Consider the following 25609-nt stretch of genomic DNA (forward strand, 5'->3'; position numbering starts at 1 on the left):
ATGACTTTTTCTATTGCCGGTTTTTGTCCACGCAGCGGCCAGTACGGCATCGCGCTCAGCTCCTCCAGCATGGCCGTAGCGGCGCGCTGTCCATGGCTGATGAGCGGCGTGGGCGCGGTTTCCAGCCAGAACGTCACGCTGCCCTCGATAGGCCCGGCCATCCTGCAACGTCTGGCGCAGCATGAGAACGCCGGGTCCGCACTCAAAGCGGTAATGGACGCGGAACCCTGGGCCGACTGGCGGCAGGTCACGGTGCTGGACCGTCACGGCCAAAGCGCCGTTTTCTGTGGCTCGCGTACCCTGGGCGTGCACCATAGCCGCCAGGGCCTGAACTGCGTTGCCGCAGGTAATATGCTGGCAAACACCGGTGTCATTGAGGCGATGGTCAGCCAGTTTTGCGCTGATACCACGCTGGCGCTGGGCGACCGCCTGATCGCCGCTTTACAGGCCGGTTTACGCGAAGGTGGCGAAGCCGGGCCGGTAGCTTCAGCCGGCATCAAAATCGTCAGCAGCGAGAGCTGGCCGCTTACCGATCTGCGCATTGACTGGCACGAGCAGGATGCAATTGGCGAACTGGCGCGGCTCTGGCAGCGGTGGCAGCCGCAGAGCGAAGCCTATCTGGCCCGCGCCATCAATCCTGCCGAAGCACCTCGCTATGGCGTGCCCGGCGATGAGTAATCCAGCCACCCGCGAGCTGCTGGCAGACCTTATCGCTTTCGCCACGGTCAGCCGCGACAGCAATCTGGCGCTGATTGATTACGTGCAGCGCTACCTGGCGCGCTACGGTATCGACAGCGAAATGATTGCCGACGCCAGCGGCGAGAAGGCCAATCTGCTGGCGGTTATCGGCCCGCAGGATCGGCCGGGCATTGTGCTTTCGGGCCATACCGACGTGGTGCCGGTCAGCGGTCAGCAATGGCACAGCGATCCTTTTGTGCTGCGTGAAACGAACGGTAAACTTTTTGGTCGCGGCACGGCCGACATGAAAAGTTGGCTTGCCGCCGTGCTGGCGCTGGTGCCGCAGTTGATTGCACAGCCGCTGCGCATGCCGGTCTGGATCGCTTTCAGCCACGATGAAGAAGTAGGCTGCAAAGGTGTGCCGACACTGCTGGCACGGCTGGCGCAAAAAACATTGCCGGCGCTCTGCCTGGTTGGCGAGCCTACGGAAATGCGTCCCGTTTTCGGCCATAAAGGCAAAATTGCGCTGCGTTGCGAGGTCACCGGCCATGCCGCTCATTCGGCCTATACGCCGCAGGGCGTTAACGCCATCGAATACGCGGTGCGCATCATCCAGTCATTAATGACGCTGGCAGAGCGGCTGAAGCAGGAGCGCAATCCGGCGTTCGATCCGCCTTTCTCCACGCTGCAAACGGGCGTTATCCACGGCGGCGAGGCGCTAAATATCGTGCCTGAGCGCTGCTGGTTCGACTTTGAAATCCGCTCGCTGCCCGGCGTTTCGGTACAGCCGCTGGTCGATGAAATCATCCACTGGTCTCAGCAGCATCTGCTGCCAGAGATGCGGCAGATTGCCGTCGGCTGCGATATTACCTTTACCCCGTTAAGTCATTACCCGGGTCTACAAACGCAGGCCGCGACCACGCTTGAGCAAGTGCTGGCCCTCTTACCGCCACCCGCCGCCGTCAACACCGTTGCTTTTGGCACTGAAGGCGGCCTGTTCCAGCAGCTCGGCATCCCTACGCTGATCTGCGGCCCAGGCTCAATGGCACAGGGCCATAAGGCCGGCGAATTTGTTAGCCTGCCTCAGCTGGCCGCCTGCGACACGTTTTTGGCTGACCTGTGTTGCTGGCTGCGTGAACCGACGTAACATGGCGCGTCAGGCCTGGGCCGCCTGCGGGACTCTTTCACTGCCGCTAAGGTGGGCCGGCGTCAGCTCCTGCGAGCGGCAGTAATCCATAAAAAGCTGCGTCGGGCGCGTCGGCTCCGCATGCCGCAGATGCGCCATCACCAGACAAGAACCCTCCATCTCATCGCGGATCGTTACTCGCTTCACCCGCTTACCGTCATAGGTAAAGTCAGGAAAAGGCCGCGTTACCAACAGTGAAAAGCCAAAGCCCTGACCAACCATGCAGCGTACCATCTCAATCGACGGGGAACTGAAGGCGACGTTCGGCGACAATCCCTTTTGCTTGAAGATATCCAGGAAATAGTTGCGGCTCGGCACTACGTCCAGCAGGATCATCGGCTCATGGCTCAGCTCTTCCAGACTTACGCTGTCGCGCAGGGCCAGCGGATGATCGTCAGGCAGCAGCGCGTAGGGCTTTTGCGGAGCCTTTAACTGTTCGGCATGAATGCTGCTGTCCAGCTCGTGACGATAAAGAATAGCCATATCAAAACGGCCGCGATGTAGGCCATCGGTCAGCTCGTGCTGCTCACCGTCGTAAATCTGCACTTCAATATTGGGATAGAGCTTTTTAAATCCGGCGATCAGCTTGGGCATATAGAGCGGTGCGGCGGTCTCAAAACAGCCTACCGATAGCGTGCCCGCCACCATATCGTTATCCGCCCGGGCGTTTTGCTCAAACTGACGCGACATCCTGATAAGCTCTGCAGCCTTTTCATAAAAACGGCGGCCGCTCGGCGTCAGGGAGACGCCCTGTGCGTGATGGCGGATAAACAGCTGTTGCTCAAAACTCTCCTCCAGGCTTTTGATGGCGGTAGAAATAGAAGGCTGGGCAATATGCAAATGGCGGGACGCCTCGGCGATACTGTGATGCTCCACCACGGTAATAAAGTATTTCAACTGTCTGAGGGTGAAATGGGCCATGGGCAGGTGCTCTCTCTGGATAGTATTTGTATAGGTCAGAGCTTTCGGTAAAGAGTAAAAAGCGATCTAGCTAAGGAAGAGCAATAAGCGTGCCAGTAAAAAATGCAGCACAGAGCAAAAAAAGCCGCTGCGGCTGCGCTCAAATTGTGCAACTCCCGTCTCAAAAGCGCCATTCCGGGGCAATAACGCCACAGGGTTTTTTGCTGGCTTAATGCCCACGCTGCATAGTTTTTTTAACCTTAGTAACAAGCAAATTACTACTTTCTCCGCGCTTTCGGAGCGGGCCATAGTGAAGCCTGTTTCCGTGGCGATCGCTCGCCACGTCACCTGACGGGGAAGAGTAAAGGCATGAGCGCTATGTTTGAGCACGGGGAATTTCTATCGCTGGCTAAATCGATGACGCCGGAAGAGCTAGGCGTGCAGCTCAGCGGCTACGGCATGTGGAAAACCGCGGCCAACGCGCGGCTGGGCATTCCATCAGTGGTAATGACGGACGGCACCTACGGCGTACGCTACTCCATTCAGCAGATCGAGCAGGACGAAAAGGGCGGCCAGGATTTTGCCGCCTTTCTGAACGTGGTTAACCAGCGGGCGAAAGATGTCGAGGTCGCCTGGGGCACCATGAAACCCGCAACCTGCTTTCCGAATGGCTCCAGCTTTGCCTGTAGCTGGGATGTGGCGCTGGCGCAAACCCTGGGTGATGCGCTGGGCCGCGAGTGTCAGCATCTTGGCGTCAACGTGCTGCTGGGGCCGGGCATCAATATTCGCCGTACGCCGTTGGGTGGCCGCAGCTACGAATATTATTCTGAAGATCCTCTCATCAGCGGCGAGCTGGCCAGCGGCGTTATCAACGGGCTACAGCAGCGCGGCGTTGGCGCTTCGCTCAAGCATTTCGCCTGCAACAATTCAGAAGTCGAACGTACCAGCATGGATTCAATCGTGGAAGAGCGCGCACTGCGCGAAATCTATCTGCGTGGCTTTGAGCGGGCAATCAAACAGTCGCAGCCGTGGACGGTAATGAGTTCTTATAATCGGCTGAACGGCGTGCACACCGCAGAAAACAGCTGGCTGCTGAACGAGGTGCTCCGTAGCGAGTGGGGTTTTGAAGGCGTGGTGATTGCGGACTGGCACGGCATTAAAGATCGCCCCGCTGCGCTGCTGGCAGGCAACGATCTGGATATGCCGGAAAGCGAAACCCGCCGCGCCAGCCTGGTACAGGCGTTGGCCACGGACGACACGCTACGCGCTACGGCGGAAACCTCGGCGGCGCGGATTCTTCGGCTGGTGCAGAGAGCTAAAGCGGCAGAGCAGCCGCAAACGCCAATGGACGTCGAGGCTCACCATCTGCTGGCGCGCCGCATGGTCGCAGAATCAATAGTGCTGTTGAAAAACCGTGACGACACGCTGCCGCTGGAGAAAAAAAGCTGCCAGAAACTGCTGATAGTTGGCGAAGGGGCCAAAAAACCGGTGATTCAGGGATCGGGTTGCGCCACCACCACGCCGACGCGCGTCGATATTCCCTGGCAGGAGATCCTGAACTATTGCGGCGATGAAATCGCAGTGAGCTGGCTACAGGGCAGTAGTGATGACGCGACACAGCAACAAAGATTGCTTGATGAAGCCTGTATCGCCGCGCACGAGGTAGATAAAGTCGTGGTCTTCGTTAACAGCGAAGATGGCTACGACGGCGAGGGTTCTGACCGCCGCACGCTGGGGCTACAGCAGGGGCATGATGAACTGATCCGCGCGCTCGCCGCCGTTAACGATCGCGTTATCGTGGTGCTGGCCAATCCGGATGCGGTCGTCATGCCGTGGCTGCCGCAGGTTGGCGCGGTAGTCGAAACTTTCTATGCCGGACAGGCGATGGGCGGTGGCCTGGCGGACGTACTTTTTGGCGCGGTCAATCCGAGCGGCAAGCTGACCGTTACTTTTCCACAACGTATGGAAGATATTCCCGGCTGGCACAGCTATCCCGGCGAAAATGGCCGTCACTTCTACAGTGAAGGGCTATTCGTCGGCTATCGCTGGTATGACGCGCGTCAAATCGAGCCGCTGTTCCCCTTCGGTTTTGGCTTGAGCTACAGCTCTTTTGCCTATAGCGCTATCACCCTTGACCGCGATAGCCTGCGCGAAAACGACGAGGTTAACGTTAGCTTTACGCTGACCAATACCGGCGAGCGCGCGGGTAAAGAGGTCTGTCAGCTTTATAGCCACTATCTCACGACAGGCCGCTCGCGCCCGCTACAGGAGCTTCGCGCCTTCTGTAAAGTTGAGCTACAGCCAGGCGAACAGCGGCGCATTACGCTGACCGTGCCGGCCAGCGATTTACGTTACTACCACACCGGCCGCCAGCAATGGATCCTGGAAGAGGGCGAGCTTTGCCTCAGCGTTGGGCCGCATTCGCGCGAGCTTCCTTTGCGGGCAACGCTGAACTGTCTAAGTAAGGTAGCGCGTCACCGCCTGATTTCACGCGATACGCAGCCCATCTTTGTGCTGGATAACCCGCTGGCGCGCGAACACTTTAATCGCTTTTTACAGCAGCAGCTGGTGGTCAGCACGGACGATGCCGATCGCATGCTGGAACACTGTAGAAACTCGTTTTTCAGCATTTTTACTACCTTTGATCGCCGCTTTCGTCAGCGCTTTGCACCCGAAGCCATCGACACCCTGATCCTGACGGTTAACGCCGCTATCAGGGAACAGGAAACCTCCCCATCGGCAGCAATGCCGCACTACGCAGCAGGAAATAAACCATGACTGACAAGCACTATTCGCGCCGTGATGCACTGAAACTGGGTTTGGGCGTTGTGGCGACGGCCGCCGTAGCCCCGATGATGGTCAGCCGTAAAGCGCAGGCGGCGGAAGTGACCACGCTGACGGTTGCCGACGTGGGCGGGCCTTACGGAACGGGCTTCGGCAAAGCTTTCTATCGTCCTTTTGAAGAGGCGACCGGCATCAAGATTATTAATACCGTGCTGGGGCCAGATCCGGTGCCGCAGTTTCAGATGATGGTCGATACCAAAAATTACCTGTTCGACGTGGCGCTGCTTAATCCGGAACATCTGGTCAGGCTAAACAAGCTCGGCAAGCCCTATCTGGAAGATCTGCATATTCAGGTGCCGGATCCGCAAAACTACGTGAAAGGCGCAATAACGCCGCAGTTTGGTGGCGTCAGCATCTATGCGCTGGCGCTGGGCTACCGTACCGATACCTTCGCCCAGGGTAACGCGCCGACCAACTGGACGGACTTCTGGAACACCACGAAATTTAAAGGCCGTCGCGGCCTGTGGCGTAGCCCGGTCTGTACGCTGGAACTGGCGCTGATGGCGGATGGCGTTGCGCCGGACAAACTCTATCCACTGGACGTTGATCGTGCCTTTCGCAGCCTGGATAAGATCCGCAGCAGCATTGATATCTGGTGGACCAGCGGCGCGCAGGCGACGCAAATGTTGCAGAGCGGCGAGCTGGATATGATGAGCATCTGGAGCACGCGCGCCCAGACCGCCATTGACGCAGGGACGCCAGCTTCTATTGCGTGGGGGCAGGGGCTCTACAACATCGACGGCTTCACCATTCCGCACGGCAGCCCGAAAGTCGACGCCGCCCGTAAGTTCGTGCAGTTCTGCATGGACGCTAAGCGCCAGTCGCTTTATACCAGCGATCTGGCATGCGGACCCACCACGGTTAAAGCCTATGACTTTATCGACAAACAGAAAGCGCTGATGCTGCCGACGGCTCCCGACCATATTAAGGGGCTGGCATTGCTGGGCGCGGACTACTGGGGTGAGCATCAGGTGGCGCTGACCGAGCGCTTTGAAAAGTGGGTAATAAGCTGATGCCGCTGGCGGCAGGCTAAAGGAGGCTATTTTGGCAGAACTTGCAACGACGGCGGCAAAAAGCCGCCTGCTAAGCACGCGCTTGCGCTGGCATCCGCTATGGCTGACCGCGCCGGGGCTGCTGTTTCTGGCGCTGTTCCTGGCCTGGCCGACGCTGAAGCTGATGCTGCTAAGTTTTCAGAACGACGACGGCAGTTTTTCACTGGCGGTCTGGCAACAGATGTTTGGCGCGGGCATTTACGTAAAGGTGATGCTGAATACTTTTATCATCGCGCTGCAAACCACGCTCGCCTGCCTTATTGTTGGCTATCCGGCGGCTTACTGGCTGTCGCAGCGTCGGGAAGCCACGCGACGACGTCTGATGTGGCTGATCCTGCTGCCGTTCTGGACCAGTGCATTGTTAAAAAATTTTGCCTGGCTGGTGCTGCTCTCGCGGCGCGGTATCCTTTCAGAACTGCTGATGTCGCTGGGCAGTGAACAGCCGTTAAACCTGCTCTATACGCGCGGCGTGGTGGTATTTGCGATGACGCACAGCATGCTGCCGCTGGCGATTATTACCATGCTGCCGACCATGAGCGGTATCGATCGCGGTCTGCTGCGTGCCGGGCATACGCTGGGCGCGTCGCGGGCACAAAGCTTCTGGCGCATCTTTTTTCCGTTGTCGATGCCGGGCGTCGTGGCGGCCTGTCTGCTGATTTTTATCGGCTCGCTGGGCTTCTTTATTACGCCAGCCCTGCTCGGCAGTCCACAGGATTCGGTTATCGGGCAGCTGCTGATTACCCAGGTGCAGCAGTTGCTGAACTGGCGGCTGGCGGGCGCGGTAGCGATGCTGCTGCTGCTGGTCACGCTGGTCGTCTGCTTCTGCTATGACAGGCTGTTTGGCATGTCGGCCATTTCCGGCGGTGAAAGCCATAGCCGCAGCCGCCTGATTCGCCAGCTGGGTTATGCCATGACCGCCGCTGCCGCAAAATGCTGCGATATCGTTGCCCGGCTATTGCCGGTACGAATGGGCTGGCTACTGCCGCTGTTCAGCATCCTGACCATTGCCGTACTGGTGTCGCCGGTACTGGCGTTTCTGCCGATGGCGTTCAGCAGCAGCAGTTTTTTACAGTTTCCGCCGCCGGGTTTTTCCCTGCGCTGGATGGAAGCCTATCTTGGTTCACCTGTCTGGATGGGCGCAACGCTACGCTCCTTCGGTATCGCGCTGGTGACCGGCATGCTGGCCGTCACGGTCTCCGGCATTGCGGCCTTTGGGCTGGCGCGCTATCGGGGAAAATCGGCTAGCCTGGTGGTGATGACTTTCCTGCTGCCGATGATTATTCCCAATATTGTGACCGCCGTAGCGCTGTTCTATCTCTTTGCCACCCTGGGGCTGGTGGGATCGAATCTGGGCATCATCCTTGGCCATACGGTGATGGCGATCCCGGTCGTCTTTGTGCTGATCCTCACCACCTTTAAAAGCTACGACTGGCGGCTGGATCAGGCCGCGGGCACGCTGGGCGCAAGCCGTTGGCGAACGCTAAAAAGCATCACGCTGCCGCTGATCAAAAGCAGTCTGGTCGCCGCCTTTATTTTCGGTTTCCTTAACTCTTTTGAAGAGCTGACCGTGGCGCTGTTCGTTGGCGGCGGCGTGAAGCAAACGCTGCCTAAACAGATGTGGGACGACGTACTGCTCTCGGTGACGCCAACGCTGGCCGCCGCGTCGGTAATCATCCTCGCTATTGTCACGCTGCTGTTTATCGTTGCTGAACGCTCGCGCCGCAGGGCGGAGCTGTTACAAGGAGAATCATTATGAGTGCGGTAAAACTCAGAGTAGAGCAAATCGCTAAATATTACGGGCCGACAAAGGTGCTACAGGACCTGGATTTGTCGGTGCAGAAGGGCGAGCTGCTGACGCTGCTTGGCGCTTCCGGTTCAGGCAAAACTACGCTGCTGCAAATTATCAGCGGCCTGACGGAACCCACCAGCGGGCGGCTGCTGATTGACGGTAAAGATGAGACCCATACGCCGGTACATCAGCGCGATATCGGCGTCGTATTCCAGAACTATGCGCTGTTCCCTCATTTAACCATTGCAGAAAACGTCGCCTTTCCGCTGCGGATGCGCAAGCTAGCCGGTGCGGAAATCTCCCGCAAGGTTAAGGCGGCGCTGGAAATGGTCGAACTGGGACATGCCGCACAGCGCTTTCCCCGTGCACTATCCGGCGGTCAGCAACAGCGTGTGGCGCTGGCGCGATGCCTGGTTTATCAGCCGGAAATTATCTTAATGGATGAGCCGCTGGGCGCGCTGGATCGTCAACTGCGCGAAACCATGCAGATGGAGATCCGCCGTATTCACCGCGAGTCGGGCGCGACCATTATCTTTGTTACCCACGATCAGGAAGAGGCACTGGCGCTCTCCGACCGCATCTGCCTGATGCACGAAGGGCGTATTGTGCAGATCGACACGCCGCAGGCGATCTATGACCGGCCTGAGTCTGCCTTCGTGGCGCGCTTTATTGGTCTTTCCAACATTATTAGCGGAGAGATCCGTGACGGACGGATGGTAACGAAGCAGGGCAGCTTCGCGCTACCGCAGGCGACAACCTATCCAGCCAGCGCCTCGCTGGTGATCCGCCCCGAGCACGTTCAGGTTTTACCAGCGGGCGCGGCTTCGTTACAGGGCGAAATCTGTGAGCGCATTTACGCCGGTTCGGAAACCCGGCTGGTGGTACGGCTGGCCGATGGGGAACGCTTTATCGTGCGGCGCAGCGGCCTGGCGGTAGACAACATTGGCGATCGCGTCTCGCTGGACTGGGACGTGCGGCAGAGCAGGTTACTGACGGCCTGAAGTCAGCTGTTTCCCTGAAGCAGATAAACGTACCGGTGCCGATAAGTACCGGACGTTATTGCGTCGTAAAAAAAGCGCATCGGGCAGAAAAGTGCTTGAAAAAGAGCGATCTCATCACGTGTTTTAGCCTCATTTATTTATCTTCAGGGGCCAGTTTTTTACTAATTTACCGGACGGTGACGGTTGAATAATCTGGGCGCATACGCCGTGCTGGAGAGATCCAGCTAACCTTATTTAAGGATGCAGGATGACCGTTGAAATGAAAACAGACACGCTGGTAATAGGCGCAGGCCAGGCGGGCGTGGCGATGAGTGAACATCTGACGCGCCTCGGTATTGACCACCTGGTGCTGGAAAAAAAACGCATCGCCGAAGCCTGGCGCTCGGGCCGCTGGGATTCACTGGTGGCTAACGGCCCGGCCTGGCACGATCGCTTCCCTAATATGACTTTTCCCGGTATTGCAGCCGACGGTTTTGTACCAAAAGAGCAGGTCGCTGACTATTTTGTTGCCTATGCCAACAAGTTCAACGCGCCGATCCGCACCGGCGTGGAGGTTACCAGCGTTACCCGCAATCAGGGCCGGCCCGGCTTTACTGTAAAAACCTCTGAAGGGGTGATTGAGGCGCAGCACGTGGTCGCCGCTACCGGCCCTTTTCAGACGCCGGTTATCCCGCCGATTGCGCCAGTAGATGACGCGCTGCATCAGCTGCATTCAGCCCACTATTTTAATCCGCAGCAGCTGCCGGAAGGCGGTGTACTGGTGGTGGGTGCCGGTTCCTCTGGCGTGCAGATTGCCGACGAGCTACAGCGCGCGGGCAGAGAGGTTTATCTCTCCGTCGGGCCGCACGACAGGCCGCCGCGCGCCTATCGCCAGCGTGATTTCTGCTGGTGGCTGGGCGTGCTGGGGCTATGGGACGCTGCCGCCAGCCAGCCTGGCAAAGAGCACGTGACTATCGCAGTCAGCGGCGCTCGTGGCGGGCATACCGTCGATTTTCGAGCGCTGGCGCAGCAGGGCGTAAAACTGGTGGGATTAACCGAGGCTTTTCAGGGGAGTAAAGTAACTTTTCTGCCCGATCTTGCAGAGAACATTGCGCGCGGTGACGAGAACTATCTTTCGCTGCTGGATGCCGCCGACGCCTATATTGCGCGCAACGGTCTTGATCTGCCTGAGGAACCGCAGGCGCGCGACTTTCTGGCCGAGCCAGCCTGCGTGACGGATCCTATTTTGCAGCTCGATCTGACGGCGGCAGGCGTAAAAACGATTATCTGGGCTACGGGTTATAAAGCGGATTATAGCTGGCTACAGGTGGATGCCTTTGACGAAAACAAGAAACCAAAGCATCAGCGCGGCGTCTCGAGTGAAGCGGGCGTCTATTTTCTGGGGCTGCCGTGGCTGTCGCGGCGCGGCTCGACCTTTATCTGGGGTGTCTGGCACGATGCAAAATATATTGCCGACCATATCGCCACACAGCGCAGCTATAGCCTTTACAGAAAGTGATAAACGCAAAAGGGCGAATCAAATTCGCCCTTTTTTAGTCTTACGCCGGTTCCAGCACAAATATCCTTACATCCAGCACGTCATCCTTAATCCGGCTACGGTGTTCTTCCATATGTGCCGCCTGCTGATGTTGCTCCAGATGCCGCAGAGAACTCCATTGCTCAACCATAAAGACCGAGTCGGGCGAATTCTGCTTCCACGGCACCTGGGCCTGATGATCCACCAGCATGCGGTAACTGCCGCAGCCTTCTTCTTCCAGCACTCTTTGCGTCACTTTTTCAATCGCCTGCATTACCGCGCTACGGCGGCCGGGCCTGACACAAATTTCAGCAATGACGGTGAGCATGGACGTTCCTTTTGAGATGTAAGTCTTAACAGTTAAGCAAAGATTTGGCCCAGGTGCGTCTGATAGCGCTCAATATCACGCGGAATGTCCGGCTGCTTGATGACATCATTACAGATAAAGGTCGGCAGGCCTTCCATGCCAAGGAACTGATTAGCCTTGTGGAAATGCAGATAAAGACCGTCCACGCCCACGCCTTCAAAGAACTGATCCGGATCGGTAAAGGCTTCCAGCGGCGCGTTCCAGGTCAGCGACAGCATATATTTTTTCCCCTGAAGCAGCCCGCCGGAGCCATACTTCTTAGAGGCGTCGGAACGGCTGCGACCGTCGCTGGCATACAGCGCGCCGTGGCCTTCAGTAAAGACTTCGTCGATATATTTTTTCAGGATCCACGGCTCGCCCATCCACCAGCCCGGCATCTGATAGATCACCGTATCGGCGGCAAGGTACTTTTGCACCTCATCGGCAACGACATAGCCGTCGTCGACCACGGTGATATCGACCTCATGGCCCGCATCACGCAAAAAGGTGGCGGCTACTTCGGTCATAGTGTGATTCAGTTCACCTTTAGAGTGCGCAAAGGTTTTTCCGGCGTCGATAATAAAAATACGCATGCTGTTATTCTCCAGTAAAAGAAAGCTGGCCTCAGTGTACGCGCGAGGCCAGCCGATAAAAATGCGTATTACGTCACAATACTTTTGCCATCTGAGCAATAATCTCGACATTAAAAGCGCTTTTTCCCGTCACGGTTATCTGTGACAGCAACGGCCCGGATAAGGTACTATCCTCGCCAAACGGCCCGATGTGGCGAGCCCGTTACGCCACGGTGTGAGGAATAAAAAAGTAATGAGTGAACTGACTCAGGATGGGGCAGAGCGTCGCGCTCTGCATAAGTTTACGGAAGAGGCCTACCTTAACTATTCCATGTACGTCATCATGGATCGCGCGCTTCCGTATATCGGCGATGGCCTGAAGCCAGTACAGCGCCGCATCGTCTATGCAATGTCCGAGCTGGGACTGAACAACAGCGCCAAATTTAAAAAGTCTGCCCGTACCGTTGGTGACGTGCTGGGTAAATATCATCCGCACGGCGACAGCGCCTGCTACGAAGCGATGGTGCTGATGGCGCAGCCTTTCTCCTATCGTTATCCGCTGGTTGACGGCCAGGGAAACTGGGGTGCGCCGGACGATCCGAAATCCTTTGCCGCGATGCGTTACACCGAGTCGCGCCTGTCAAAATATGCCGAGCTGCTGCTGGGCGAGCTGGGCCAGGGCACCGTGGACTATGTGCCCAACTTTGACGGCACCATGCAGGAGCCTTCCATGCTGCCTGCGCGCCTGCCGAATATTCTGCTGAACGGCACCACCGGCATCGCGGTAGGCATGGCGACGGATATTCCGCCGCACAACCTGCGCGAAGTCGCCAACGCCGCCATAAAGCTTATCGACGCGCCAAAAACCACGCTGGATGAATTACTGGATATCGTGCAGGGGCCGGATTACCCGACGGAAGCAGAAATCATCACCCCGCGCGCCGAGATCCGTAAAATCTACCAGAACGGTCGCGGCTCCGTGCGTATGCGTGCCGTCTGGAAAAAAGAAGATGGCGACGTGGTGATTACCGCGCTGCCGCACCAGGTTTCCGGCGCGCGCGTGCTGGAGCAGATCGCGGCGCAGATGCGCAATAAAAAGCTGCCGATGGTTGAAGACTTGCGTGACGAATCGGATCACGAAAGCCCAACGCGTCTGGTGATTGTGCCGCGTTCTAACCGCGTGGACATGGATCAGGTGATGAACCACCTGTTTGCCACCACCGATCTGGAAAAAAGCTACCGCATCAACCTGAATATGATCGGGCTGGATAACCGTCCGGCGGTAAAAAACCTGTTGGAAATCATCAGCGAGTGGCTGGTTTTCCGTCGCGATACCGTGCGTCGCCGCCTTAACTTCCGGCTGGAAAAGGTGCTCAGGCGCCTGCACATTCTGGAAGGTTTGCTGATCGCTTTCCTCAATATTGACGACGTTATTCATATCATCCGCAGCGAGGATGAGCCGAAGCCGGTGCTGATCTCACGTTTTGGCATCAGCGAAACCCAGGCCGAAGCGATTCTGGAGCTGAAGTTACGCAACCTCGCCAAACTGGAAGAGATGAAAATCCGCGGCGAGCAGGACGAGCTGGCCAAAGAGCGCGATCGTTTACAGGGCATTCTGGCTTCTGAACGTAAAATGAATTCGCTGCTGAAAAAAGAACTCCAGGCTGACAGCGAAGCTTATGGGGATGAACGCCGTTCTCCACTGCGCGAACGCGAAGAAGCCAAAGCGATCAGCGAAAACGAGCTGGTGCCGTCTGAACCCGTCACCATCGTGCTGTCGCAAATGGGATGGGTACGCAGTGCCAAAGGTCACGATATTGACCCGAGCGGCCTGAGCTATAAGGCAGGCGACAGCTATCGTGCGGCGGCGCGCGGCAAAAGTAACCAGCCGGTAGCCTTTATTGACTCCACCGGGCGCAGCTATACGCTTGAACCGGTTACGCTGCCTTCCGCGCGCGGGCAGGGCGAGCCGCTAACCGGTAAGCTGACGCCGCCGCCGGGCGCGGTTGTTGAACAGGTGCTGATGGAAGCGGACGATCAGAAACTGCTGATGGCTTCCGATGCGGGCTATGGTTTTGTCTGCACCTTCAGCGATCTGGTTTCCCGCAATCGTGCCGGTAAAGCGCTGCTGACGCTGCCGCAAAACGCCAGAGTCATGACGCCGCAGGCGATCTATCACGAAGACGATCTGCTGCTGGCGATCACGGCGGCGGGCAGAATGCTGATGTTCCCGGTTGGCGATCTGCCGCAGCTTTCAAAAGGCAAAGGCAACAAGATCATCTCGATCCCTTCAGCGGAAGCGGCTTCCGGCGAAGATAAGCTGGCCTGGCTGCTGCTGCTGTCGCCACAAACGTCAATCACGCTGCACGTTGGCAAACGCAAGCTGACGCTACGCCCGGAAGATTTACAGAAGTTCCGTGCCGAGCGTGGACGCCGCGGCACGCTGTTGCCGCGCGGCCTGCAGCGTATCGATCGCGTTGAGGTTGACGCGCCGCAACGACCAGCGAGTGGCGATAGCGAAGAGTAAAAGGCCTGCCGCAAGGCGCTAACCCGGTGAAAAGCAGACTATTCTGCTAATTTGAGGATATACTGCAACCGGCGCGCCGCATAAGGCGTAACCTCTCGGCAGTTCCTGTGCGCGGCCGCTGTACGTGGTCGCCCGCAGCGCTGCTTATGACCAGCAATGATGAGGAAGTGATGCTGTCAATTTTACGGATCGTTGTGACCGTCTTGTATTCAATTCTGGTGTGTGTATTTGGCTGTATCTGGTGTCTGTTCAGCCCGCGCAATCCTCGCCACGTCGCCACTTTTGGCCATCTGTTTGGCCGCCTGTCGACGCTGTTTGGCCTGAAGGTCGAGATTCGCAAGCCGCAGGGATCGGACAACTATCCTAATGCGATCTATATCGCAAACCACCAGAACAACTATGACATGATCACGGCGGCAAAAGTCGTGCAGCCGACTACCGTAACGGTAGGAAAAAAGAGCCTGTTGTGGATCCCCTTCTTTGGGCTGCTCTACTGGCTGACCGGTAATCTGCTGATCGATCGTGATAACCGCAACAAAGCGCACGGCACCATTAACGAGCTGATAGACCAGTTTAAAAAGAAAAAGATCTCTTTCTGGATGTTCCCGGAAGGAACCCGTAGCCGTGGACGCGGCCTGCTGCCGTTTAAAACCGGCGCTTTTCATGCCGCTATGGCTGCGGGCGTACCGATTATCCCGATTGTCGTCAGCAATACGCACGACAAAATTAAGCTTAACCGCCTGAATAACGGTCTGGTTATTGTCGAAATGCTGCCGCCGATTGATACGTCAGCCTTTGCGGACAAATCCGTGCGCAAGCTGGCAACACACTGCCGCGAGCTGATGGCGGATAAGCTGGCAGAGCTGAATGCGGAAGTGGCCGCACGGGAAGCCGCAGGCAAAAGGTAGTATCGGCCGACTTCTGGTCAACACAGCATGCAACAATCATAAAAAATGGCTAGCGGCGGCCCGGCGGGCTGCCTTTTGGGTTACGGAGTTTTTATGTCCTTCAGTCGACGTCAGTTTATCCAGGCATCGGGCATAGCGCTGTGCGCCGGTGCGCTGCCCGTCAGCGTACGTGCCGCCGGGCCAGGCAATGCTTTACCGGTGCCGCCGCTTATTGAGTCCCGACGCGGCCAGCCGATTTTCCTGACCCTGCAGCGCAGCCACTGGTCGTTTACCGGCGGCAGTAAAGCCCAGGTTTGGGGGATCAACGGCCTCTATCTGGGGCCAACCGTCAGGGTCTGGAGCGGCGACGACGTTAAGCTGATTTACAGCAATCGCCTGAATGAACCCGTGGCGATGACCGTCAGCGGGCTACAGGTGCCCGGCGCGCTGGCTGGCGGTGCCGCAAGGATGATGTCGCCAGGCGTTGACTGGGCACCGGTGATTCCGGTTCGCCAGGCCGCCGCTACCTGCTGGTATCATGCCAATACGCCCAACCGCATGGCGCCGCACGTTTACAACGGCCTGGCCGGGATGTGGCTGGTGGAAGATGAGATCAGCAAAAAGCTTCCGCTGCCGAACCACTACGGCGTCGATGATTTTCCGCTGATTATCCAGGACAAGCGCCTCGATAATTTTGGCGCGCCGGATTACAGCGCCCCTGCCAGCGGCGGTTTTATGGGCGATACGCTGGTAGTTAACGGCGTACAAAATCCCTATGTTGAAGTCTCGCGCGGCTGGGTGCGGCTGCGGCTGCTTAACGCTTCCAACGCCCGTCGTTACCAGCTAAAAATGAGCGATAACAGGCCGTTTAACGTTATCGCCAGCGATCAGGGTTTTCTGCCCGCGCCTGTAGCGGTGCAGCAGCTTTCGCTGGCGCCAGGCGAGCGGCGTGAAATTCTGGTGGATATGAGTCAGGGTGATGAGGTGTCGATTACGGCCGGTCAGGCGGCAGGCATCGTCGACAGGCTACGCGGCCTTTTCGAGCCTTCCGCTATTTTGACCTCCACGCTGATACTCACGCTGCGTCCGACCGGCCTGCTGCCGCTGGTCACCGATACGCTGCCGATGCGGCTGCTGGCCGACGAGCTGATTGAGGGCAGCGTGAGCCGGATGCGGGAGTTTCGCCTGGGCGATGCGCAGCCCGGTATTAACGGCGCGCTGTGGGATATGAACCGCGTTGACGTGCAGGCGCAGCAGGGCAGTTTTGAACGCTGGGTTATCCATGCGGACATGCCGCAGGCGTTTCATATTCAGGGCGTGATGTTCCTGATTAAAAACGTTAACGGCGCACAGCCAATGGTCGAAGATCGCGGCTGGAAAGATACGGTATGGATAGATGGCAGCGTGGAGCTGTTTGTCTCCTTCACGCAGTCAACGTCCGAACACTTCCCGTTTGTCTACTATAGCCAGACGCTGGAAATGGCCGATCGCGGCTCGGCGGGACAGCTACAGGTTCAGCCTCTGGCGCAGTAAATAAAACCCGCCCTGGCTCGGCAACCAGGGCGGGAAAATAAGGCCTTTGCGAAAATAAACGGATAAGCGGTTATTTTGCCTTTTCGAGAACAATAGCCGTACCGCGCCAGTGGCTGGAATCGCCAGGCCTGTCCAGTGAAGTAATATACATATATTCTCCGCCCTTTTTATCCACTTCGGCCCGTAAAGCCTCCAGCGCCTTAGATTTGCCGCCCATAACGTTAGAAATGGAGACGCGTTCTTTTTTAACGTAATTATTCAGCTCGCTTTTTGGAACAATCTGCGCGGCAAAAACGGAGCCGGTGATCAGCATTAGCATGACGGCGGAAATCACTTTCTTCATGGTTATTCTCCATTGCTATTGATGGGATAAAGCACTTTCCGCAGCAGTATACTGAGTTTATCGGCTGTATAGTCGTGCTCTTAGCAATGGCAATTTATTCAATTGATTAGCTGAACCTATCAGGGGGGAATGAAAACCGCGTGATTTTAATCTTCACGCAAACTTTTATTATCATAACCAAAGCAGTGCGCTGTTTTTATTCGGGTTTGCCGGGCGGATAATAATAATTAAAAAGAGAAGGTTTCCGCTATTTAACGAATGTTTTTAACATCAATAATGCATAAAAAAGTTAACTGTTTACCCGATGTTTAATTCATCCATGGCGTAACGCTGTTTTACCAGCCATGGATTAGCTAAAGCTGGCTGCTGTAATAACGAGGCCGGGCGCATGGCCCGGCCTTGCAGGAGCAAAACCTATATCCTTTAGTTCAGCTCGTCCGGGTGTGGCCCCAGGCGATTACCGCTGTCCAGCGTGGCAATCTCGCTGATTTCCGGTTTTTCCAGACGGAAATCGAACACCTTAAAGTTTTCTTCAATGCGCGATGGCGTAATCGATTTTGGAATCACCACCAGGCCGCTGTCCAGATGCCAGCGGATAACGATCTGGGCAGGCGTTTTACCATATTTCTTCGCCAGGTTTTTAATCACGGCCTGGTCAAATACGCCTTTGCCGCCCTGAGCCAGCGGACTCCAGGATTCGGTCTGGATCTGGTGCATCGCATTCCACGCGTGCAGCGTACGCTGTTGCATCATCGGATGCAGCTCAACCTGGTTGATTACCGGACGCACGCCCGTTTCATCCATCAGTCGTTTCAGGTGCGCCTCCTGGAAATTACAAACGCCGATGCTTTTAGTGAGGCCCTGTTGCTGTAGCTCAATCATCGCTTTCCAGGCATCGACATAGTTATCTTTTTCCGGGCAAGGCCAGTGCATCAGATAGAGATCGACACTTTCCAGCTGCAGTTTTTTCAGGCTGCTTTCCAGCGCCTGCGGTACGTTCTGCTGATCATCGTTCCACAGCTTGGTGGTAACAAAAATATCTTCACGGGCGACCGGACTTTCCTGTAACGCCTGGCCGATACCTTCCTCATTTTTATAGGCTGCGGCGGTATCGATGGAGCGATAGCCTACCGACAGCGCTTTAAGAGCGGCCTGACGCGCCTCGTCAATGCTCGCCTGCCAGACGCCCAGTCCGAGCTGGGGCATCATATTGCCGTCGTGAAGCTTGATAATCGGTTGCTCTGCCATGGTTCTCTCCTTTGCAGCGATGGTGCCGACGCTTCTGCGTCGGGAAGTGACACTAAGTTTAGTTGAGATTGGCGGCCCTTTTATGCAATTAAGATTAATGAGTGCGTTAGCAAACCGACCAGGCTTTAAATCGCCGACGCGGCATGCTCATTTCTGCTTTCCTCTTGCCTGTTTCTCTTCGGGACTGGATGAATGAAACAGGATTCGGCATGATGCCGGTTCTGTTCTCTCTGGGGGAAAATTCATGGATCGCAATACGCTTTGTGCCAGGCTTGCGGGTCAGGTGGTGCAGCTGATCAACTCAACGCCGGATGTGCAGTCGCTGCTGCCCGATATCCGGCTTATTTATGCCAGCCAGCCCAGCGGTCGCACGCCGGTGCTTTACTCCTCGGGCATTGTGATTCTGTTTCAGGGCCGGAAAACCGGCTATCTGGGCAACCATGTTTTTCACTATGACGCGTCGGAATATCTGATGCTTACCGTGCCGTTGGCGGTAGAGTGCGAGACTTTTGCCACGCCGGAAGAGCCGCTGGCTGGCATCCTGCTGAACGTTGAGCCGGTCAAATTGCAGGATTTGCTAATCGATATCGGCGAAGACGACAGTTTTCATCCGCTGCCGCAAACGCGCGGTATCCACTCTGCGCCGCTGACTGAAACCATGCTGTGCGCAGCGGAACGTCTGCTGGACGTCATGCAAAACCCGCGCGACGCCAGAGTACTGGGGCCGCAAATCGTGCGCGAGCTGCTTTACCATGTGTTGACGGGGCCATGTGGTGGCGCGCTGATGGCGCTGGTCAGCCGCCAGACGCAGTTTAGCCAGATAGCTCGCGCGCTACGGCGCATCCAGCATCACTACACGGATAATCTGAGCGTGGAGCAGCTGGCGGCAGAAGTGAACATGAGCGTGTCGGCCTTTCACCACAATTTCAAAGCGGTAACAAGTACCTCGCCGTTACAGTACCTGAAAAGCTATCGGCTCCATCAGGCACGAATGCTGATGCTGCATGAAGGATTGAAGGCGAGTGCGGCGGCAATGCGGGTAGGGTATGAAAGCGCCTCGCAGTTTTCGCGCGAGTTCAAACGCTACTTTGGCGCTACGCCGGGCGAAGAGATTGGCAGAATGCGTCAGGCAGAATAGAAAGAGAGGCAGGGCAGGTAAGCGGTCAGCGAACGCGTCGCTGCGATTGTTGCCAATGGCCAGGGAAGCCAGAAGCCGTTGCGATTGTTGCCAACGGCTGAGAGAGGTTAACAGCTGTACCTATTGAGAAGCCTTTTTCCGCTTGAACACCAGCGCCAGGCTGCCGACAAGACCGATGCAGAGCAGGACCAGCGGCAGAATCATCAGCACCGACATCACCTGATCTTCATGGCGTTTGATAAAGGGCACCTGGCTTATCGCATAGCCAAGCGAAACCAGAATGCCGACCCAGAGCAGGCCGCTGAGCCAGTTAAAAAACTGAAAGCGAGAGTGCGTCAGGCCAGAAATACCGGCCATGGTTGGCAGCAGCGTCCGGACAAAAGCCAGAAAACGGCCAAGCAGTAATGCCATCAGGCCGTGGCGGTGAAACAGGCTCCAGGCGCGCTGGTGATACTGGGCGGGCAGATGCATCAGCCAGCCTCTGACCAGCTTTGTATTACCCAGCCAGCGGCCCTGTAGATAGCTCAGCCAGTAGCCAAGGCTGGCCGCCAGCGTCAGAATAACAAGGGTAGGGAAGAAGCCCATCACGCCTTTGGCAATCATGGCACCCGCCAGCAGTAGCAGGCTGTCGCCAGGCAAAAACGCGGCGGGGAGCAGTCCATTTTCCAGCAGCAGCGTAACAAACATCACCGCATAAACAATCCAAATCACATCGGGATTGGCCAGAGCGGCAAAATCCTGATGCCATAGCGCCCGCACAATCTCATGAAATACCGCCATCTCATATCCTGTTTACCGCATCAATGCTATTAGTGTACTCGTAAAACTCTGCGCCAGCGTTGATCGGCAGCGCAGATGTCGGGTTGTTGCGATTTTGTTTATGCTGTTATCCCAGGCGGGCAAAACCTGCGGCCAGATCGTCAATCAGGTCGTCAACGTTTTCCAGACCGATATGCACACGCACCAGCGTGCCGCTGAAATCTACCTCGCGTGCCGGGCGGATTGCGTTCAGCTCTTCCGGCTGGTTTGCCAGGATCAGCGACTCAAAACCGCCCCAGGAGTAGGCCATGCTGAAATGTTCAAAATTATCCAGGTAATCTGCCAGCTGGCGATCGGTTAACCGCGCCTTGAGCACAAAGGAAAAAAGGCCGCTGCTGCCGCTGAAATCGCGCTTCCAGAACGCATGGCCCTTACACTGCGGCAGCGCCGGATGGTTGACTACGGCGACTTCCGGACGCTCGGCCAGCCAGTGGGCCACTCGTAGCGCGCTCTCTTCATGCTGGCACAGGCGAACAGCGAGCGTGCGCAGGCCGCGGCTGGCCATATAGGCGGTATCCGCGTCGACCATTTGTCCCATCAGATAAGAGTTTTCACGCAACTGCGCCCAGCAGCGTTCATTGGCTACGGCGGTGCCGATCATCGCATCGGAATGACCAATCAAATACTTTGTGCCGGCCTGTATTGAGATATCAATACCGAAATCCAGCGCGCGAAACAGAATGCCCGCCGCCCAGGTGTTATCGATCATGATAATGGCTTCGGGCGCTTTGGCGCGCACGGCAGCAACGATTGCCGGGATATCCTGCACTTCCATCGTGATGGAAGCGGGCGACTCCAGAAACACGACTTTGGTTTGCGGGGTGACCAGCTCGCCAATTTCCGCTCCCATCGTGTGATCGAACCACGTGGTGGAGACGTTCATTTTACCGAGGATATGGGTACAGAAATCCTGAGTTGGCTCATAGACGGAGCCCGCCATTAATACGTTATCGCCAGCGGCAACGAAAGCGAGGATCGCATTAGCTACCGCCGCCGCGCCGCAGGGGTAAAGCACGCAGCCCGCGCCGCCTTCCAGCTCCGTCATTGCTTCCTGTAGCGAAAAATGGGTCAGCGTACCGCGCCGTCCATAGAAAAGTTCACCTTCAGCCCGTCCGGCAGTGGCGCGTTTTTTGTCGGCGACGCTGTCAAAAACCAGCGAGGAAGCACGCTGAATGACGCTGTTAACAGAACCCTGGGTGTAACGTTTGCTACGGCCGGCGGCAATCAGCGCCGTTTCAATTTTTTTACTGGTCATCGGTTACCCGGTTGCAAAGACGGTGAAACCATAACGTTAACACGACCAACGACGAGGCGATATTCGCCAGTTTATTACATGACAAAGTTTCAGGGAAAACCCTGGTCTGTTCAGGGAAAAGGGCGAAAAAGTGTAAAAAGTCGTGCCTCAAAGGTAAATAGTAATGATAACTACTATCAATTCGGATGTGATTTGGTATGATCCGCACAGTAATTTTCGCTATCGGCAACTTGTTGGAGAGACAGCGTGACGAATGATTTGATGCAGACGGATCTCTCCGTCTGGGGCATGTATCATCATGCAGACATCGTAGTAAAGGTAGTAATGATCGGACTGCTGCTGGCTTCGGTGGTCACCTGGGCAATCTTTTTCAGTAAAAGCGCAGAGCTGAGTTCAGCAAAGCGCCGCCTGAAGCACGAGCAGCAGGCGCTGGCCGGGGCACGCTCACTGCCGGAAGCAGCGGAAGCCTGCCGCACCTTTAAGGCCAATAGCCTTAGCGCCCAGCTGCTGAAAGAAGCGGAGAACGAGCTGGAGCTTTCTGAGAATTCGGAAGACAACGACGGCATTAAAGAGCGCACCGCCTTCCGCCTTGAGCGTCGCGTCGCCTTCTTTAGCCGTCATGCCGGTCGCGGTAACGGCTTTCTGGCAACGATTGGCGCTATCGCGCCGTTTGTCGGCCTGTTCGGCACCGTATGGGGCATTATGAACAGCTTTATCGGTATCGCCCAGACGCAAACTACCAACCTGGCCGTCGTGGCACCGGGTATCGCAGAAGCGCTGCTGGCGACGGCTATCGGTCTGGTCGCAGCGATCCCTGCCGTGGTTATCTATAACGTGTTCGCCCGCATGATTGCTAACTATAAAGCTACGTTGGGCGACGTTGCCGCTCAGATCATGCTGCTGCAAAGCCGCGATCTGGACCTGGCTGCCAGCAACGGCGCGCGGCGCGCGCAGGCACAGAAGCTGCGGGTAGGATAAGCACATGGCCATGCGATTAAATGAAGATCTCGAAAGCAACGGTGAAATGCACGAAATCAACGTCACGCCGTTTATTGACGTTATGCTGGTGCTGCTGATTATCTTTATGGTCGCTGCGCCGTTGGCTACCGTTGACGTACGCGTCAATCTGCCTGCATCAACCAGCGCGCCGCAGCCGCGTCCGGAAAAACCTGTTTACCTCTCTATTAAAGCGGATAAGCAGCTGTTTATCGGCAACAACGCCGTCACGCAGGAAACGCTGCTGGCCGCGCTGGATAGCCAGACGCAGGGCAATAAAGAGGCAACCATCTTCTTTCAGGCGGACAAGTCGGTAGATTATGAAACGCTGATGGGCGTAATGGATAAGCTGCGTCAGGCGGGTTATCTGAAGATTGGTTTGATGGGGATGGAAACGGTAGCGAAGTAGTTACCCTTACCCCGCGAATCAGCAAAAAAAATCCGTAACCCAGGTTACGGATTTTTTTATGCCTTAAAACATTACATCTGCGCCACAGGTTCACCAGCGTGGCGGGCCTGGTACTGACGCACCAGTCGCTTAATAATCATTGTACCAACCAGCCCGCAAACGGCAGCAAAAGTCAGCCAGACGCCTGGCATCGCCTTATCGCCGGTAACGTGGATAAGGTAGCTGGACACGGCAGGCGTAAAGCCGCCGAATAGCGCGGTCGCCAGGCTATAAGCCAGCGAAAAGCCGGTTGCGCGTACTTCCGCAGGCATGACCTCTGCCAGATAGACCACCATCGCACCGTTATAGCTGGCATACAGAAACGATAACCAGAGTTCCGCTTCCAGCAGGTGCGAGAAAGAAGGCGAACCTACCAGCCAGTGCAGCACCGGCCACGCCGTGGCAATCATCAGTACCGTAAACAAAATCAGCAGCGGACGACGACCGTAGCGGTCAGAAACGGCGCCCATTATCGGCAGCCAGAACAGGTTTGACAGCCCGATGCACAGCGTCACTAAAAAGCTCTGTTTGTCGCTCATCATCAGCACCGTTTTACCGAACGTTGGCGTAAAAGCGGTGATCATATAAAACATAACGGTAGTGGTAACGACCATCAGCATACCGGCCAGCACCAGCGCCCAGTTACTGGCAACGCTCTTCACGATTTGCCGCATGGAAGGGTGCACCTTGCGCTGGCTAAACGCTTCGGTCTCTTCCAGCATTCTTCTGACCCAGAACAGGAAAGGCACAATCATACAGCCGACGAAGAAAGGAATACGCCAGCCCCAGTCGGTAACCTGATCTTTTGCCAGCAGGTGATTCAGCGCCAGGCCAAGCAGCGCGGCGAAGATCACCGCAACCTGCTGGCTACCGGACTGCCAGCTGACGAAAAAGCCCTTGCGGTTCTTTGGGGCAATTTCGCTCAGATAAACCGAAACGCCGCCCAGCTCCACGCCTGCCGAAAAACCCTGTAGCAAACGTCCCAGCAAAATCAGAATCGGCGCCGCCGCGCCCAGCGTGTTGTAACCCGGCACCACGGCGATAGTCAGCGTACCGATAGCCATTAGCCCAAGCGTTAACAGCAGACCTTTACGACGACCGTGATGGTCAATATAGGAACCCAGAATAATCGCGCCCAGCGGGCGCATCAAAAAGCCCGCGCCAAACGTCATTAGCGTTAACATCAGCGAGGCAAAAGGGTTATCGCCGGGGAAAAAGGTTTTGGCAATCGCCGTAGCGTAATAGCCAAACACCATAAAGTCGTACATTTCCAGAAAGTTGCCGCTGGTCACATTGAAGATGGTTCGCGCACTGCTCTGCGGCTTTTTCGCGGGTGAAGATAAAGAAGTCATCGCCTGTCCTTTCAGTTTTTCTTATCTTTTAGCGTGCTTCCCGGTCGATTAATGTGACAGACCTCACCCTTAAGCGGTGCAAATATAAACATATTAGTAACAAGAGGTTAACAATGCACTGTCAAAGGGCAAAACCACCGGCAGACCAGCTTTTTGCGCGGAGCTGACCGGTTAAAAGGACAGATCCACCACCACGCTATCGCTGTAGCTTCCTGCGACCGGCGTCGTCTGCGAGGTCAATATTCTTGCCGTATAGGTAAAGGTCCGGGTCAGTCCATCGGTAGTAATACTGCTGGCCGCGGTGCTGGCAACGCGTTCGGTGCCCGTCGGACCCCAGCGCGAAGTGGTCGCGTTTTTATAGATTTCATAAGCCAGCAGATTAGTGCCGCTAATCATATAACGCTGCGTACCAACCGCATGGCTACCGTTGCTCAGGCCGACCGTATAGGTGCTGCCTTTGGTGCAAATCACGTTAATAGATTGCGAAACGGCGCTAAAGCTGCTGACCAGAGGCGCGCTGCCAAAGCTGATATTGGGGGCGGTAATAGTGGTGCAGTCATTGGTGATAACCAGCGTAGTGGTGATGGGCACCGTGCCGGAGCTGGTTTGCTGACCGCCGGCAACACACAGTCCCAGTGCGCCAATTCCCGTACAGATGCTATAGCTCACCAGAATATTCAGCGTGACCGTATAGGTGCCGGCCGCCACGACCTGTCCGGCTACAGTGCGTAAATAGAGCGGAATAGTGAAGTTTTGCCCACCGCCGACTCCTACCAGATTAAGCAACTGAGCCTGGCTATAGGTTACCGCCGTGCCGCCAACCAGCATCTCCGTGGCGCAGGCTGAATCACTACAGACGCGAACGGGAATCAAATCCGTGCCGGTACTGGAGGTTTTCAACGCGCCGCGCGTGCTGCTGGTATAGGTAGCGCTGGCAAGCTGTAGCTTAATGTAATCTGAAGAGAGCAAAGAAAGCACGCTGCCGGAACCACAGTTAACATTGACGTTAGCGGTAATGTTGCTGACGGTGGTATTTACCGTAAAAGAGCTGACGCTGCCGAATGTCGCGGTAGAAGAGGGGAGCGTACAGGCCGCCCAGCCGGACAATGATGAACCCATCAGCAGTACAAACAGCATCAGACGAAGCAGCAACGGCATTTTTACGGCTGGTCGCCGGAA

Annotated in this window: 22 protein-coding genes; 13 read left to right on the top strand and 9 right to left on the bottom strand. The window is 56.4% G+C overall.

Annotated features, from left to right (window positions below):
* Together KUE00_RS11080 and argE are read left to right on the top strand one after the other, a co-directional pair.
* Window positions 1–678, top strand: coding sequence for a DUF1028 domain-containing protein (locus KUE00_RS11080; protein ID WP_246759940.1), 678 nt, complete (start codon window positions 1–3; stop codon window positions 676–678).
* Window positions 671–1825 (top strand): acetylornithine deacetylase, encoded by a 1155-nt coding sequence (gene argE / locus KUE00_RS11085; RefSeq protein ID WP_246759942.1) that lies wholly within the window; start codon window positions 671–673, stop codon window positions 1823–1825. Before KUE00_RS11080 ends, argE begins: the two co-directional genes overlap by 8 nt.
* 9 nt (window positions 1826–1834) lie before the next feature.
* Here the strand turns inward: argE and KUE00_RS11090 are convergent, their stop codons facing one another.
* Window positions 1835–2785 carry a LysR family transcriptional regulator gene (locus KUE00_RS11090; protein WP_246759943.1) on the bottom strand — a complete coding sequence of 317 codons (951 nt, stop codon included), beginning with the start codon at window positions 2783–2785 and terminating at the stop codon, window positions 1835–1837.
* A gap of 348 nt (window positions 2786–3133) precedes the next feature.
* Here KUE00_RS11090 and KUE00_RS11095 point away from each other — a divergent pair, with 348 nt between their 5' ends.
* The 5 genes from KUE00_RS11095 (at window position 3134) to KUE00_RS11115 (ending at window position 10948) form a co-directional block, all read left to right on the top strand.
* Window positions 3134–5542: a glycoside hydrolase family 3 C-terminal domain-containing protein gene (locus KUE00_RS11095; protein WP_246759944.1), complete on the top strand. Its 2409-nt coding sequence runs from the start codon at window positions 3134–3136 to the stop codon at window positions 5540–5542.
* Entirely contained in the window at window positions 5539–6621 is a 1083-nt protein-coding gene (locus KUE00_RS11100; RefSeq protein WP_246759945.1) for an ABC transporter substrate-binding protein, read from the top strand. Before KUE00_RS11095 ends, KUE00_RS11100 begins: the two co-directional genes overlap by 4 nt.
* A gap of 31 nt (window positions 6622–6652) precedes the next feature.
* Entirely contained in the window at window positions 6653–8416 is a 1764-nt protein-coding gene (locus tag KUE00_RS11105; protein ID WP_246759946.1) for an ABC transporter permease subunit, read from the top strand.
* Entirely contained in the window at window positions 8413–9450 is a 1038-nt protein-coding gene (locus KUE00_RS11110) for an ABC transporter ATP-binding protein (RefSeq protein WP_246759947.1), read from the top strand. Before KUE00_RS11105 ends, KUE00_RS11110 begins: the two co-directional genes overlap by 4 nt.
* Window positions 9451–9697: 247 nt before the next feature.
* A complete protein-coding gene (locus KUE00_RS11115) occupies window positions 9698–10948 on the top strand; it encodes a flavin-containing monooxygenase (protein ID WP_246759949.1) in 1251 nt (416 codons plus the stop codon).
* Window positions 10949–10988: 40 nt separating this feature from the next.
* Here the strand turns inward: KUE00_RS11115 and KUE00_RS11120 are convergent, their stop codons facing one another.
* Together KUE00_RS11120 and KUE00_RS11125 are read right to left on the bottom strand one after the other, a co-directional pair.
* A complete protein-coding gene (locus KUE00_RS11120) occupies window positions 10989–11294 on the bottom strand; it encodes a putative quinol monooxygenase (protein WP_246759950.1) in 306 nt (101 codons plus the stop codon).
* Window positions 11295–11326: 32 nt separating this feature from the next.
* Window positions 11327–11905 carry an NAD(P)H-dependent oxidoreductase gene (locus KUE00_RS11125; RefSeq protein ID WP_246759951.1) on the bottom strand — a complete coding sequence of 193 codons (579 nt, stop codon included), beginning with the start codon at window positions 11903–11905 and terminating at the stop codon, window positions 11327–11329.
* A gap of 232 nt (window positions 11906–12137) precedes the next feature.
* On the opposite strand from KUE00_RS11125, the gene parC reads away from it, so the two are divergent.
* The 3 genes from parC to ftsP all read left to right on the top strand — a co-directional run bounded on the left by parC (window position 12138) and on the right by ftsP (window position 16831).
* Entirely contained in the window at window positions 12138–14411 is a 2274-nt protein-coding gene (gene parC / locus KUE00_RS11130) for a DNA topoisomerase IV subunit A (protein ID WP_246759952.1), read from the top strand.
* A gap of 170 nt (window positions 14412–14581) precedes the next feature.
* Window positions 14582–15319 carry a 1-acylglycerol-3-phosphate O-acyltransferase gene (locus KUE00_RS11135; protein ID WP_246760123.1) on the top strand — a complete coding sequence of 246 codons (738 nt, stop codon included), beginning with the start codon at window positions 14582–14584 and terminating at the stop codon, window positions 15317–15319.
* A 93-nt stretch (window positions 15320–15412) separates the two neighbouring features.
* Window positions 15413–16831 carry a cell division protein FtsP gene (ftsP, locus tag KUE00_RS11140; protein WP_246759953.1) on the top strand — a complete coding sequence of 473 codons (1419 nt, stop codon included), beginning with the start codon at window positions 15413–15415 and terminating at the stop codon, window positions 16829–16831.
* A gap of 70 nt (window positions 16832–16901) precedes the next feature.
* Here the strand turns inward: ftsP and KUE00_RS11145 are convergent, their stop codons facing one another.
* Together KUE00_RS11145 and dkgA are read right to left on the bottom strand one after the other, a co-directional pair.
* The gene (locus KUE00_RS11145) at window positions 16902–17174 is read right to left on the bottom strand and encodes a YdgH/BhsA/McbA family protein (RefSeq protein ID WP_246759954.1); all 273 of its coding nucleotides are present in this window, start codon (window positions 17172–17174) and stop codon (window positions 16902–16904) included.
* A gap of 423 nt (window positions 17175–17597) precedes the next feature.
* The gene (gene dkgA, locus KUE00_RS11150) at window positions 17598–18422 is read right to left on the bottom strand and encodes a 2,5-didehydrogluconate reductase DkgA (protein WP_246759955.1); all 825 of its coding nucleotides are present in this window, start codon (window positions 18420–18422) and stop codon (window positions 17598–17600) included.
* 244 nt (window positions 18423–18666) lie between these two features.
* Here dkgA and KUE00_RS11155 point away from each other — a divergent pair, with 244 nt between their 5' ends.
* Window positions 18667–19560 (top strand): AraC family transcriptional regulator, encoded by an 894-nt coding sequence (locus KUE00_RS11155; RefSeq protein WP_246759957.1) that lies wholly within the window; start codon window positions 18667–18669, stop codon window positions 19558–19560.
* Window positions 19561–19680: 120 nt separating this feature from the next.
* Here KUE00_RS11155 and KUE00_RS11160 read toward each other — a convergent pair whose 3' ends face one another.
* Both KUE00_RS11160 and metC read right to left on the bottom strand, forming a co-directional pair.
* Window positions 19681–20340 (bottom strand): DedA family protein, encoded by a 660-nt coding sequence (locus KUE00_RS11160; RefSeq protein ID WP_246759958.1) that lies wholly within the window; start codon window positions 20338–20340, stop codon window positions 19681–19683.
* A gap of 106 nt (window positions 20341–20446) precedes the next feature.
* Window positions 20447–21634 carry a cystathionine beta-lyase gene (metC, locus tag KUE00_RS11165; RefSeq protein ID WP_246759959.1) on the bottom strand — a complete coding sequence of 396 codons (1188 nt, stop codon included), beginning with the start codon at window positions 21632–21634 and terminating at the stop codon, window positions 20447–20449.
* Between the two features lie 246 nt (window positions 21635–21880).
* On the opposite strand from metC, the gene exbB reads away from it, so the two are divergent.
* A complete protein-coding gene (exbB, locus tag KUE00_RS11170; RefSeq protein WP_246759960.1) occupies window positions 21881–22612 on the top strand; it encodes a tol-pal system-associated acyl-CoA thioesterase in 732 nt (243 codons plus the stop codon).
* Window positions 22613–22616: 4 nt separating this feature from the next.
* Window positions 22617–23039 carry a TonB system transport protein ExbD gene (gene exbD / locus KUE00_RS11175; RefSeq protein ID WP_246759961.1) on the top strand — a complete coding sequence of 141 codons (423 nt, stop codon included), beginning with the start codon at window positions 22617–22619 and terminating at the stop codon, window positions 23037–23039.
* 71 nt (window positions 23040–23110) lie between these two features.
* On the opposite strand, the gene tcuC is transcribed toward exbD, so the two are convergent.
* Both tcuC and KUE00_RS11185 read right to left on the bottom strand, forming a co-directional pair.
* Window positions 23111–24430 (bottom strand): MFS transporter, encoded by a 1320-nt coding sequence (gene tcuC, locus KUE00_RS11180; protein WP_246759962.1) that lies wholly within the window; start codon window positions 24428–24430, stop codon window positions 23111–23113.
* A 171-nt stretch (window positions 24431–24601) separates the two neighbouring features.
* Window positions 24602–25588, bottom strand: a complete 987-nt coding sequence (locus tag KUE00_RS11185; RefSeq protein ID WP_246760124.1) for a Csu type fimbrial protein — start codon at window positions 25586–25588, stop codon at window positions 24602–24604.
* Window positions 25589–25609: the final 21 nt, after the last annotated feature.

The sequence above is a fragment of the Erwinia phyllosphaerae genome, assembly GCF_019132875.1.
Taxonomy (GTDB): domain Bacteria; phylum Pseudomonadota; class Gammaproteobacteria; order Enterobacterales; family Enterobacteriaceae; genus Erwinia; species Erwinia phyllosphaerae.